Source organism: Prosthecobacter sp. (assembly GCF_044222345.1).
Classification (GTDB): domain Bacteria; phylum Verrucomicrobiota; class Verrucomicrobiia; order Verrucomicrobiales; family Verrucomicrobiaceae; genus Prosthecobacter.
Genome location: NZ_JBGANL010000032.1, coordinates 58,067 through 70,189 on the forward strand (window position 1 = coordinate 58,067; position 12,123 = coordinate 70,189).

10 protein-coding genes are annotated in these 12,123 nt (G+C 63.2%); 2 read left to right on the plus strand and 8 right to left on the minus strand.

Annotated elements, in window-relative coordinates; translation table 11 throughout:
• Positions 1 to 67: 67 nt before the first annotated feature.
• The 7 genes from ACILSL_RS17070 to ACILSL_RS17100 form a co-directional block, all read right to left on the minus strand.
• Complete coding sequence (locus tag ACILSL_RS17070; RefSeq protein ID WP_395733264.1) at positions 68 to 853, minus strand: hypothetical protein; 786 nt, start codon at positions 851 to 853, stop codon at positions 68 to 70.
• Positions 854 to 903: 50 nt separating this feature from the next.
• Complete coding sequence (pyk, locus tag ACILSL_RS17075; protein ID WP_395733265.1) at positions 904 to 2,313, minus strand: pyruvate kinase; 1,410 nt, start codon at positions 2,311 to 2,313, stop codon at positions 904 to 906.
• Between the two features lie 469 nt (positions 2,314 to 2,782).
• The gene (tnpA, locus tag ACILSL_RS17080) at positions 2,783 to 3,235 is read right to left on the minus strand and encodes an IS200/IS605 family transposase (protein ID WP_395733266.1); all 453 of its coding nucleotides are present in this window, start codon (positions 3,233 to 3,235) and stop codon (positions 2,783 to 2,785) included.
• A 126-nt stretch (positions 3,236 to 3,361) separates the two neighbouring features.
• Positions 3,362 to 4,174, minus strand: coding sequence for a TatD family hydrolase (locus ACILSL_RS17085; RefSeq protein WP_395733267.1), 813 nt, complete (start codon positions 4,172 to 4,174; stop codon positions 3,362 to 3,364).
• 306 nt (positions 4,175 to 4,480) lie between these two features.
• Positions 4,481 to 6,211 carry a Do family serine endopeptidase gene (locus tag ACILSL_RS17090; RefSeq protein WP_395733268.1) on the minus strand — a complete coding sequence of 577 codons (1,731 nt, stop codon included), beginning with the start codon at positions 6,209 to 6,211 and terminating at the stop codon, positions 4,481 to 4,483.
• A gap of 769 nt (positions 6,212 to 6,980) precedes the next feature.
• Entirely contained in the window at positions 6,981 to 8,009 is a 1,029-nt protein-coding gene (locus tag ACILSL_RS17095; protein WP_395733269.1) for a Gfo/Idh/MocA family protein, read from the minus strand.
• Positions 8,010 to 8,447: 438 nt separating this feature from the next.
• On the minus strand, positions 8,448 to 9,758 hold the full coding sequence (locus ACILSL_RS17100) for a PQQ-binding-like beta-propeller repeat protein (RefSeq protein ID WP_395733270.1): 1,311 nt from the start codon (positions 9,756 to 9,758) through the stop codon (positions 8,448 to 8,450).
• A gap of 114 nt (positions 9,759 to 9,872) precedes the next feature.
• Here ACILSL_RS17100 and ACILSL_RS17105 point away from each other — a divergent pair, with 114 nt between their 5' ends.
• Entirely contained in the window at positions 9,873 to 10,133 is a 261-nt protein-coding gene (locus ACILSL_RS17105) for an addiction module protein (protein ID WP_395733271.1), read from the plus strand.
• The gene (locus ACILSL_RS17110) at positions 10,130 to 10,447 is read left to right on the plus strand and encodes a type II toxin-antitoxin system RelE/ParE family toxin (protein ID WP_395733272.1); all 318 of its coding nucleotides are present in this window, start codon (positions 10,130 to 10,132) and stop codon (positions 10,445 to 10,447) included. The genes ACILSL_RS17105 and ACILSL_RS17110 overlap by 4 nt, the downstream gene beginning before the upstream one ends.
• Positions 10,448 to 10,488: 41 nt before the next feature.
• Here the strand turns inward: ACILSL_RS17110 and ACILSL_RS17115 are convergent, their stop codons facing one another.
• Positions 10,489 to 11,991, minus strand: a complete 1,503-nt coding sequence (locus tag ACILSL_RS17115) for a cellulose synthase family protein (RefSeq protein ID WP_395733273.1) — start codon at positions 11,989 to 11,991, stop codon at positions 10,489 to 10,491.
• Positions 11,992 to 12,123 lie beyond the last annotated feature (132 nt).

Consider the following 12,123-nt stretch of genomic DNA (forward strand, 5'->3'; position numbering starts at 1 on the left):
TGGACGGGTCTCTTGCGTCAATCCTTTTAGGGTCGGCTACAGCCGGCTAGCGAATCCGAGACTGTCCTCAGAAGCTGATGTACTCCAGCGGCACATCCGTTCGGGCCTTGAGTTTGAACTCCCGGTCCACCATGCAGGGGGCTTCGGGAAGGGCCAGGATCTCTTTGGTGAACTTTGCGCTGGTGTCAGGGCTGGCCTCCACGTGCAGGACGTTGCCTGCGGCATCACGAATGATGAGCACGTAGCCGTAGCTTTTCACTCCGGCATCCGGCGAGTCGCCGCCGACAAAGTAGGTGAGGCGCACGGGCTGCGTGGTGTGCACCATCTTGGACTGGGGGCGGATGGAGACGTCAAACTCCTCCTTTTGCAGCACGATGAGGTCGCCGTTGCGGTCGGAGGTGTTTTTGGCCAGGATGAGGGCCAGGCCGCGGGCACCCTGCAGGTCGCGGTTCACCTCCTGACTGCTGATGTTGAAGTTGTAGGTGTGCTCAAAGGTGCGCTGGTAGAGGTCTCCGCCGCTGCGGTTGCTCTTGGCGGGCAGAGTCTGGCAGACCAGGCGGAATTTTTGCGCTGGCGCTGCGGTGCCTGCTGCTGTGGGCGCAGGGGCGGCGGCCAGGTCCGGGTGCTGCGCCGCCCAGGTGGCGATGTAGGCGCTGTCCTCCTTGCAGAGGGTCTTGCGGTTGATGGTGAGGGTCTGCTGATCGCTGCTGCGCTTCAGGGTCACATTGTCACCCGAAACGGCGGTGATCTCCGCCTCCATCAGCGTGCCCGCGAGACTGACGAACACGCGGGTGTCCGCCAGCGCCAGAGGGGCGATGAAGATGGCTAGAGCTAGCAGGCGGACGGAACGCATGGGCAGGAATACGGCTGACACTTCCCTAATCTGCCGGATGCAGGTCGCTTTCAAGCCTCGCGCAGCAGAATCGCATCCACATTGATGCCGTCGTAGAGGGCATCGCTGAGAATGACGAGGGGATCGCCGTGCTTGATGAGCTTTTCGCGGCGCAGCAGATCCAGCGCATTGCGGATGCCGTCCTCGGGATCGCCCTCGGTGAACTGCAGCACGAAGGGGTTCACGCCACGGGCGGTGACCAGCGTGCGGCTGACGTGCAGATTGGGCGTGAAGGCAAAGATGGGGGCGAACTCCGGGCGCTGATGGGCGAGGAGATGCGCCATGACGCCACGGATGGTGAAGACGAGCAGCTTGCTGCCGGGGATGCTGTTGGCCAGCAGGATGGCGGCCTTCACGGTCTTGTGCTTGTTGGTCTTGAGCGGGGCATCGACGGCGAAGCGGCCGGAAGGGTATTTTTGCTCGATGCGGCTGATGACGGTGTCCAGCACCTCCACGCATTTCTCGGGGTAGCGGCCCACGCTGGTTTCACCGCTGAGCATCACGCAGTCCACCTGCTCGATGACGGCATTGAAGATGTCGGTGACTTCTGCACGCGTCGGCACGGGGTTTTCGATCATGCTCTCCAGCATCTGCGTGGCCACGATGACCTTGCGGCCATGGTAGGAGCAGCGCTCCACGATCTGGCGCTGGATGAGCGGCAGGTCCTCGATGGGGCACTCGCTGCCGAGGTCGCCACGGGCGATCATGATGCCGCCGGAGGCCTCCACGAGGGCGTCGATGTTGTCGATGGCCTGCTGGTTTTCAATCTTGGCGATGACGCGTGCCTTGCTCTGCTTCTGCTCAAGCAGGAGCTGCAGGTGCTGCAGGTGGCCGGGCTCACGGGCAAAGCTGAGGGCGAAGAAATCGACGCCCAGCTCCACGCCGAGATCGAGGTCTGCGTAGTCCTTCTGCGTGAGCGGCGGCAGGCGCACGGGCACGCCGGGAAGATTGATGTGGCGGCGGGATTTCATCTCGCCCTTGGTCATGACGGTGCCGATGACGCGGAGGGTGGAGATCTCGGTGGCCTTGATCTGGATCATGCCGCCATCGACCATGATGGTGTCGCCGATTTTGAGGTCCTTGCCCAGATCCGGGTAGTTGACGCTGACGGAGTACGGCGTGGTGGAGGGCACATCGGCCTTGCAGCGAAACTCCACGGTGTCGCCCACCTGAAGCTGCCAGGGCTGCTCCACATCGCCGGTGCGGATGCTGGGGCCGGTGAGGTCCATGAGCACGGCGATCTCGCGCTTGGAGGCGGCGGCGGCCTCGCGGACACGAGCATAAACGGTGCGCACCCAGTCATGGGAGGCGTGGCTCATGTTCAGGCGGATGACGTCGGCACCTTTGGCGATGAGATTGGCAAGGACTTCAGGACTCTCCGTGGCAGGTCCGAGAGTGCAGAGGATTTTGGTTTTGCGCATGGATGGCATAATGAAAGCAGGGGACGGGCCAGCGTTGGCCCTGTCTCAATGCCGCGCAAGAGTTATTGAGGCGCGTGGAACGTGGTGACGCGGAGATAATTCGAAAATCAAAAATGAAGGCTTCATCATGGATTCGCTGCGCTGCGTCTGTCTCGCTTCGCTCGGCTCGTCAATCGCGTATGCCTGCGGTGCTCTGAAGCCGGAGGATTGACGATTGTCGAGCATTCGATTTTTGATTGGAGAGGTGGCGGGCTCGCGCCGGCGCAGGCATGGGTGTTGCGCCGCGTCGAAAGCCATGGAGACCTGTGGAGGGTGGTGATGCTCCTGAAGCGCACGCGGTGTGGCTATGCGGCCTGAAGGGCCGCGGGACTCAGCCCAGGGCGAAGCTGCGAAGCGGCAAGCCCTGGGTCGGCGTCAGCCTCCAGCGTTTTCCAAGGTTGCGCCCTGAAGGGGCGCGGGAGAGGCGGCTTCAATCCCACACATACCTCTCATCAAATGGAATTTCGTAACGCTGCAAAAACCGCCTGTACTCATCCTGGAAACTCACCACGCGATGATGCTCCTGCTGCGTGCGAATGTATTCCTGCACCTCCTTCACATTTGACTGACTCACGGAAAAGGCCCCGTAACCGTTCTGCCAATAGAAGCTTTGTAGCTCAGGGCTTTGCTTTTGCATCCATCCGGTGGAGCCTGTCTTCACCTGCCCCACGATCGTGCTGATTGGTTCCGTGCGCGACAGCACAAACAGGAGGTGGGCGTGATCCGGTTCGGTATTGATCTCCACGGCCGTGCAACCGAGGTCGCGCAAAACGCCGCCCATGTAGGCATGCAATTCAGGGTAAAGGTGGCGGGGGATCACACGCTCGCGGTTCTTTGTGGAGAAGATGAGGTGGACGTAAATCTTCGAGAGGGATTGCGGCATGACGGACGGTGAGAAGGTTTTCCCGCGCCCCTTCAGGGCGCGCCCTGAATCAACGGTATGTTTGCGGGCGCGCAACCCAGGGCTTGTCGCTTCGCGCCAGCGCCCTGGGCTGACTCCAGCGGCCCTTCAGGCCGCAAGGCGTGTATGGGTGCCAAAGAGCGCGTTGTAATTCGCGGCAATGATCTCTTCCAGCTCTTCCAACTTCATGCCGCGTACTTGCGCCAGCAGTTCGTAGCTCACGCGGAGGTTGGCGGGATGGTTCAGCGGCTTGCCATCGGCGGATTGCAGCGGGTGGGGGTTTAGCTCATCCGGCGGCCACATGTCCGGGGCGTCGGTTTCGGCGAGGAGGCGGTGCAGGGGGACCTTGGCGAAGGTTTCCAACTGCGCGGCTTTGCGCGGGTGGCCGAAGTAGGGGCTGAGGGAGAAGTAGGCGCCGAGCTTGACGAAGCTCGGGATCATCTCGGCGGGGCCGCCGTAGGAGTGGAGGAGGAAGCCGCGGCGGGGCAGCGGGGTGCTGCGCAGGGTTTCTTCCAGCAGGCCGAAGGCGCGCAGGCAGTGCAGGGTGGCGGGGCGGTCCAGCTCCACGGCCAGGGCGAGCTGTGTGCGCAGGCATTCGAGCTGGGCTTCGATGTCCGGGTTCTCGATCCAGCGATCCAGACCGGCCTCGCCGACGACGGCGCGGGGATGGGATACCAGAAAATGCCGCAAGGTGGTGGCCCAGTTGGTGGTGCGTTCTTTCACATACCATGGGTGCAGGCCGAAGGCGGGGCGGATCCACGCGTGCCTGCGGGCAAGCTCCGCCACGGCGGGCCAGTCTTCCTCGCTGGAGCCGGTGACGATCATCTCCGCCAGCCCGGTCTGCGGCGTGCTGGCGAGGATGTCCTCACGCCATGGGTCGAGGCGCTCGTCCTGGAGGTGGTTGTGGGCGTCGTAGAGCATGGGGCAAAGTAGTCCTGTTCCTGCGATAAGGGAAGGTTTGCTGCATGGCGACGGATCGCAAGCCCTCCGCGCTTCCGAGCCCCGCTGTTTCGAAGTCGCAGGCACGTTCGAATCTGCCGCAGAGGGGCGGAGAGGCAGAGGGAGCAGAGAATGAATTTCTATCTCTGCCACCTCTGCTCCTTGGCCTCGCTGCGGCAAAACGAACGTCTCCCGGCGGGCTGCCGGCGGAAATTGGGTTGTTTTCGCAGTCACAAAAAAGCCCGCGCATGCTTCGCAGCACACGCGGGCGAATGATTTGCTGCCGGCTTAGTTGTTGCCGATCATGAGGAGCATGGTGTCGCCTTTGCGCCAGACGCGGAGGAGGACGGTTTTGTCGCTGCCTTTGGCCAGGGTGCGGGCTTCGGCGGCGTTGGTCACGGGCTTGCGGTTCACGTGGGAGATGACGTCGCTTTCCTCCACGCCCATGGCGGCGGCGCGGCTGTCGGCGTCTACCTTGGTGACGATGACGCCGTTCACGTTGTCAGGGATGTCGTGGCGCTCACGCAGGGCGGGGGTGAGGGTCTGGACGGTGACGCCGGTGACGAGCTCGCTGATGTTGTCCTTGGCCTGGCCGCCAGGGGCACCGGGGCGTGGGATGCCGCGCTGTCCGCTGCTCAGTTCAGACAGGGCCTCTTCGGGCAGGGCTTCCAGCGTGGCGTTCAGGGTGATGCGTTTGCCGCCGCGCATGACGTCGATAGGGATCTGGCTGCCGGGCTTGGTGCCGCTGACGATGAGGCGGAGGCGGCTGCTGCTGTCCACGCGCTGATTGTTGATGGCGACGATGATGTCCTCCAGCTGGATGCCGGCCTTTTCGGCGGGCGAGCCTGCACCGACCATCATGACGACTGCGCCGCCCTGCTCTTTGAAGCCGAGGCGCTCGGCGAGTGCGGCGTCGAGATCGGTGATCTGCACGCCGAGGAAGCCGCGCTGCACGGCGCCGTCGTCCAGCAGGTCTTCCACGATGTGGAGGGCCATGTTGATGGGGATGGCAAAGCCGATGCCGGCATTCATGCCGGTGCGGGAGAGGATGGCGGTGCTGATGCCGACGACGCGGCCCATGCCGTCCACCAGCGGGCCACCGGAGTTGCCGGGATTGATGGAGGCATCGGTCTGGATGAAGTCTTCGTAGCCCTGGACGCGGCCACCGAGGCCGTTGCCCCTGCCGACGATGCCTTCATTGCTGCGGCCCAAAGCGCTGACGATGCCCTGGGTGACGGAGCGGCTGAGCTCCATGGGTGCGCCTGCGGCGAGGACGATGTCTCCCACGCGGAGCTTGGAGCTGTCTCCCAGCGTGGCGGGAGTGAGGCCGGTGGCGTCGATCTTGATGAGGGCGACGTCGGTGAGCGGATCGGTGCCGATCACGGTGGCGCGGTAGGTTTTGGAGGTGCCATTCACATCCACATCCACGTCGATCTTTTTGGCATCTGCCACGACGTGGTTGTTGGTCATGATGTAGCCGTCCGGGGTGATGATCATGCCGGAGCCGACGCCCTGGGACTGGTGGGCGTCATCGTCGGGGGCGGGCTGCTGCGGGCGCTGGGGCTGCTGCGGCTGGCCACGGCGGCGCGGAGCAGGTGCGGGCTCGTCGTCTTCATTCATGCCGCCGCCGAAGGGATCCGAGCCGCCGGGGGCGCCGAAGAAGCGGTAGAAGAAGGGGCGGAGCTGCGGCGGGATCTGGTCCACTTCCGGAGCCTTGATGGGCGTGGAGGAGTGGATGGTGACGACGCTGGGCAGGATCTTTTCCACCACGGTGGCATAGCTCATCTGCAGCTGGCCGTTGTTCGGCAGCGGGTTGGCGTCACGCAGGATCTTCGCGGAAAAATCCGCCGTCAGAGGTTCCTTCAAATCCGCCGGGGGCATCAGCGTGGGCGGTGCCACAGGCTTCGTCGGTGCGGCCGGGGGCAGTGCTCCGGGCTGCTGGGCGTGGAGGCCGGGCAGTCCTGACACCAGCATGCCGGCGCAGGTGAACGCAATGCAGAGACGAGGTTGGGTCTTCATGGAGTGGTCTTTGGGGGTGGGATTTTTCAGCGGTTCTTTGAGGAGCGCGTGATTCTCAGACGTAGTGACGGGAGGGAATGTTGAACATATTTGGGCGAAAGAAAGGGACTCTTTCACATCGCCCGCCGCAGAGACCAGATCCGTCCCGGTGGCGTTTGGGGCTGTCTGGTACTACGGCGCTCGCACCCGGAAGAGCGGCGATAATCGTGCGGCGGCGGGCGGAAGCGGGGATTTTCAACGCAAACAGCGGCACAGCTCCGGACGTAGGCCGGGTGTGTTTGGCGTCGAGAACATGGCGGCATCCCATCGCTCATTTCTTCCAATCCGCGCAGCGCTTCCGGCAGGAGAGGGATCATCCTGATCCCTCAAACGCTGGCGAAGGCAGCAGCGCGAGCGGACAAGCTAGCCGCACTTTGCCAGCGCGGAACGGAGGGCGTGTGCGGAGCGTGAGGGACCAGGATGGTCCCACTCCTGCCAAACCGCCCGACTACGAGGGCGTTCGCAGGCCGTGGTGTTTGCCGCGCGCTCGCAGACGGGCGGGCTTCGCCACGACCGTCCTACGTTCATGCGCGCTGCTCTGGCCGTAGGTCGGGTCGTGTTTGGCGCGCTGGGGTTTGCTCTTCTCCCACAGCACCCTCCGCCAAACCGCCCGACTGCGAGGACGTTCGCAGGCCGTGGTGTTTGCCATACGCTGAGGGACGGGTCCATTCTTCGCACTGCGTGCTTCGAAGGATAGACAGGGCTGTCGCCACGCCCATCCTCCGAGTGCTTACTTGCGTGCTTCCGCGAGGGCCTTGTCCATCACTTCCTTGAGGGTGACTTCGGCGCCGCCGCGGCGTTTGCTTTCGTCAGCGGCTTCCATGAAGGCGTAGATTTCCAGCGTCTCTTCAGAGCTCACTGGAGCCACGCCGGTGCGGAAGAAGTGCACGACGGAGTAGAGCAGGGGGTCGTAGCCGTCGTAGGTGCCGATGTCGGCCTCGCCCTTGTCACCGATGGCCTTGCCGCCGTAGCCTTTGGATTCGGTGAAGGTGCCGGTGCGGCCGCCTTCCCAGGTGCCGGTGACGGTGATGCGGCTGACGGTCTGCTTGGTCTCCTTCTTGGTGACTTTGTCCACGGTGGTGACTTCCTCCATGACGGTGCCGCGCTTCACGCTTTTGCAGCCGGTGCCCATGACGGTGAAGAGGGACTCCACGCCGTGGATGCCGTACCAGAAGAGGTCCGGGTGGTGGGGCTCCAGGCTGGCGGGGCTCTTGGTGCTGGCCTGCTTCACCTTGCCGATGCTGCCACCGCGCACGGCCTGCGTGCCTTTGCCAAAGCGCAGCGAGGAGGAGGAGAACACGGGAATGCTGGCCTTCTTGGAGGCATCGAGAATCTTGATGGCATCCACGAGGGTGCCCGCGATGGGTTTGTCGATGAAGACGGGCTTGTGCGCCTCGATGCAGGGCAGCACCTGCTCCAGATGCACGCGGCCGTCGTTGGACTCGAGGAAGACCACGTCCACTTTGTCGAGCAATTCATGGATGCTGGGGACGATCTCCACGCCCATGGCTTTCACTTTTTCCGTGTACTCCGGCACGCGCTCCGTGCTGGAGGGGATGTCCTTGGAGCCCTGCGCATACGCGGCCACGAGGCGCACGCCCATGACCTCCGGCTTCTGCGGGTTGGCGTTCAGCGTCTTGGTGAAGGCGAGGACGTGTGAGGTGTCCAGCCCGATGATGCCGGCGCGGATGTTCTGGGCGCTGGCATGGAGAGAAAGCAGCGCGGAAGCGCCGACGACGAAGAGCAGGGAGCGAATCATGGCCGAGGACTACGCCGCGCGGGCGGCGGCCTTTCGCCGGGGTTGCGGGGGTAAAACGGGCCGCGTAGGGGAAAGCGGCAGCGGGCAGCACAAAAGGACTGAAACAGGTGCGAAAAGGAGAGGGCCGCAGAGGTTGGCCGCAAAGAGGCACAAAAAAGCGCAAAAAGGAGAGGGCTCTGTGGTCGTTGAGGGCGCTCGGCATTTTCGGGTTGGTAGGGACCCGCTGCGTCGGGTCCGACGATGAGGGGTTGTCGCTCCGCGGGCGATCCAAAAGGTGCGCCGTCCATAAGGCGTTCGAAAGCATAAGGCGGAGGCGTTTTGAAAGGGGGACGCGCTGTGTCAGCAGCCCGCGCTGGGACGAAGGATTCTACGGACGCGGCGCAGCGCGTCCCTACCTTCTCCTGCGGCGCTACCTCTGAAAAAACATCGTCAACTTCTTCACCTCGTCCCCACGCAATACACCGCCTTGTTGCTGCGCAGAATCAGCAAGTCGCCGCTCACGGCGGGGGTGCCGTTGAAGTGGGTGGTGTCGCTGGCGAATTCGTTGGTGCTGAGCAGTTCGTAGGTGGGCTTGGCGGCGAGGACGAAGGCGCCGTTGCGGCGGGAGACGCAGACGAGCTTGTCGCCGATGAGGACGGGGGAGGCGTAGAAGGGCTTGCCGCCGCCGCGGGAGCCCATGATGGCGCGCTCGCGGTAAACGTCCTTGCCGGTCTTGGCGTCGATGCAGATCGCGAAGCCCTGGTCGTTGATGACGTAGAGGTGGCCGTCTTTGAGGATGGGCGTGGGGACGTAGCTGCTGGAGCTGCTGTCCCACAGGATGGCCTTGGGACCGAGATCGCCCTTGCCGCCGATCTTGATGGCGGTGCTGCGCGTGGCAGGGAAGCCGCCGAAGACATAGACCGTATCGCCAGCACCACCACCGGGGACGAGGCAGGGGGAGACGTTGCCGGTGAGTCCGTGCGTGGCATACCAGCGCAGCTTGCCGGTGTCAGGATTCATGCCCCACAGCTCCTGCGGCACGGCGAGCACGAGATCGTCCACGCCCTCGCGCTTGAGGATGTTGGGTGTGCCGTAGGCCATGCCGAAATCGCCCTCGGCCTTCCACACGATTTTGCCGGTGGTTTTGTCGAGGCCGAAGATCGTCTGGCTCTCGTCGTTGGCGTTCACGATGAGCAGGTTTCCATGCACGATCGGGCTCGCTGCGGAACCCCAGCGCCGCTGGCCGGAGCCGGTGCCGCAGGAGGTCTGCCAGAGCTGCTTCCCTTCCAGGTCAAAGGCCAGCGCGCCGCTTTTGCCGAAGAAGACGTACACGCGCTCGCCATCCGTGACGGGCGTGTGGGTGGCGTAGCCGTGCTCGGTGATGAAGCCGGTGAAAGGATCCTCCGCCGCAGCACTGGGCACCTTGGCATCCCAGAGGACTTTGCCATCGGCGCGGCTGAGGCAGAGCAGATGCCGCACGAGGCGGGCCATGTTGTCCGCGCCCGGTTTGTCGCCGTAGCCGGTCCAGCAGGTGATGAAGACCTTGTCGCCCAGCACGATGGGGCTGGAGGCACCCGGTCCTGGCATGTCCGTTTTCCAGAGCAGGTTTTCCGTGTCGCTCCACTTCAGCGGGATCTTGGATTCCGTGACGATGGCCGCGCCCGTGGGCCCGAGGAAGCGCGGCCAGTCATTGCCGGCGGCGGTGAGCAGGGAAGGGGTGGCAAGAGCGAGCGTGAAGGCGGAAGCGAAGGCGCGGGAGAGCAATTTCATGCGGGCAGGGATAACCCCGGGGAAGGGGGAAAGTTACGCGGCGGGTGTTTTGTCCGTTCCCGCGACAAGAGAGGCCTGCTGGACAATCAAGCCGCGAAGAGGTAGTATGGAGCCATGACCGCCACCGTTGAGCGCATTCGCAAAGAAGCCAGCCAGCTCCCCTTTGATGAACGGGAGGCTCTGGTTCGTGTGCTTGAATTTGATCTCGATTCGGCACCCACTTCACAAGATGATCCTGCAGAGGTCGAGGCTGAATGGGATGCCGTCATCAAGAGCCGTCTCGAGGATATTGAGGCGGGCACAGTCAGGCTGGTTCCACTTGATGAAGTCGAGGCTGAGATGGATGTATTTGTGGCATCGCTTGGCAAAGCATGAGGCCCGTCGTCTTCCATGAGGACGCCCGTGAGGAATACCGCGAAGCGATCCGTTATTACTTCGAGGTCGATCCCGACCTGCAGGCCGGTTTTCGTTCAGATGTCCTGCAGCAGTTGAAGATGATTTCACACAATCCCGAACTGTTTAGCGTCCGGCGCTACGGCGTGAGACGGGCCAATCTGGAACGATTTAGCCTCTACTACATCGCCTACACCGTTTGGAAGGGACAGGTCGTCATCATGGCGATAGGGCATGCTCGAAAACGCCCGTATTACTGGCGACGGCGTCCCAAGCATTACCGCGACACTCATTGACGAGCGCCCCACCCCATTTGCGGCGCAACTGGGCAACTTCCTCACACCTCCACCGGCACCGGCTGCGGCGCTTGGAAAGCGGACATCGAAAACCGCTTCATCAGGCTGCCCGAAGCCACGTACCCGAAGCCGAAGAAGAACAGCAGCAGGAACGGGATGCTGCCCCACTGGCCGCGCTGGGCGGCGAGGGCGATCATCCAGCCGAAGTAGCCGGTGAGCAGGACTTCGATCCACAGGGCGATGGATTTCCCCGCCTTGTAGATGGAGCGCTGCTTGCTGGCCTGCGCCTTGTTTTCGATGCCGTATTTCGGCGTGCGCACGAATTCGGAGGACTGATTGAGCAGCGCCTCCAGCACGGCCTTGCCGTTGTTGATGCTCATGCCGATGCCGAGGGCGAGCAGCATGGGCACATAGGGCAGGGTTTTGAGCCAGCCCCAGCGGCCCTGGGCGCCCTGCGCGGTCATGTAGAAAATGATGACGCTCAGGGATGCGAAGAAGAACACGGGCACGTCCACAAAGACGGCCTTGTGCCAGCTGCTGCCCATCACGAAATTCGCGGGATACATCAGCACCAGCGTGCAAAGCGTGAGCAGGTAGGCGAAGTTTGACGTGAGGTGGGAGGTGGCCTCGATCTTCAGGCGCAGGGGGATGTCGCTGCGCCACACGTCCATGAGGATCTTTTTGCACACCTGGATGCTGCCCTTCGTCCAGCGGTGCTGCTGGCTCTTGAAGCCGTCCATGTCAGGCGGGAGCTCGGCGGGGACCACGACGTCCTTGAGGTAGATGAATTTCCAGCCTTTGAGCTGCGCGCGGTAGCTGAGGTCCAGATCTTCCGTGAGGGTGTCATGCTGCCAGCCGCCGCCGGTTTCGATGGCCTTGCGCCGCCAGATGCCGGCGGTGCCGTTGAAGTTCAGGAATTCGCCGTGGCGGCTGCGGGCCGTCTGCTCCAGCACGAGGTGGCCGTCCAGAAACAGCGCCTGCAGCTTGGTGAGGAGCGAGAAATTCTTGTTCAGGTGCCCCCAGCGCGCCTGCACCATGCCGACTTTCTCGTCGGTGAAGTGGTGGATCACCTGCTTGAGGTAGTCGGGTGCCGGCTGGAAGTCGGCGTCGAAAATGCAGATGAACTCGCCCTTGGCGGAGGCCATGCCTTCGTCCAGAGCGCCGGCCTTGAAGCCGTGGCGGTTGCTGCGGTGGCGGTACTCGATGTCGTAGCCCTGGGCCTTCAGATCGGCGGAAAGCTTCTCGGCGTGGGGGGCGGTTTCGTCCGTGGAATCGTCCAGCACCTGGATCTGCAGGCGGTCGCGCGGGTAGTCCAGGGCGCTGACGGTGCGCAGGAGGTTTTCCACCACGTGGAGCTCGTTGAAAATGGGGAGCTGCACGGTGATCACGGGCAGCTCGGCGAACTCATGGGGAGGCACCGGCACGTCCATGCGGTGCTTCCAATAATGGTATAACACCTTGATTCTGTGCGCGCCAAAGGCGGACAGGGCGGTGAAGACGAGGATGTAGCTGGTAAACCAGAAGAAATTATCCCAAACAATCATATCGGAAGGGGAAGCAGGGCACGGGGGCGCATCAATCTCCACCAGTTCGAAACAATCAAGCAGCATTTCGGGTGCCAGTAGGGGTTGGATTTTTAAGCGTGATGTGGAGCCGGGCGCTGTTTTGGGGCGGGG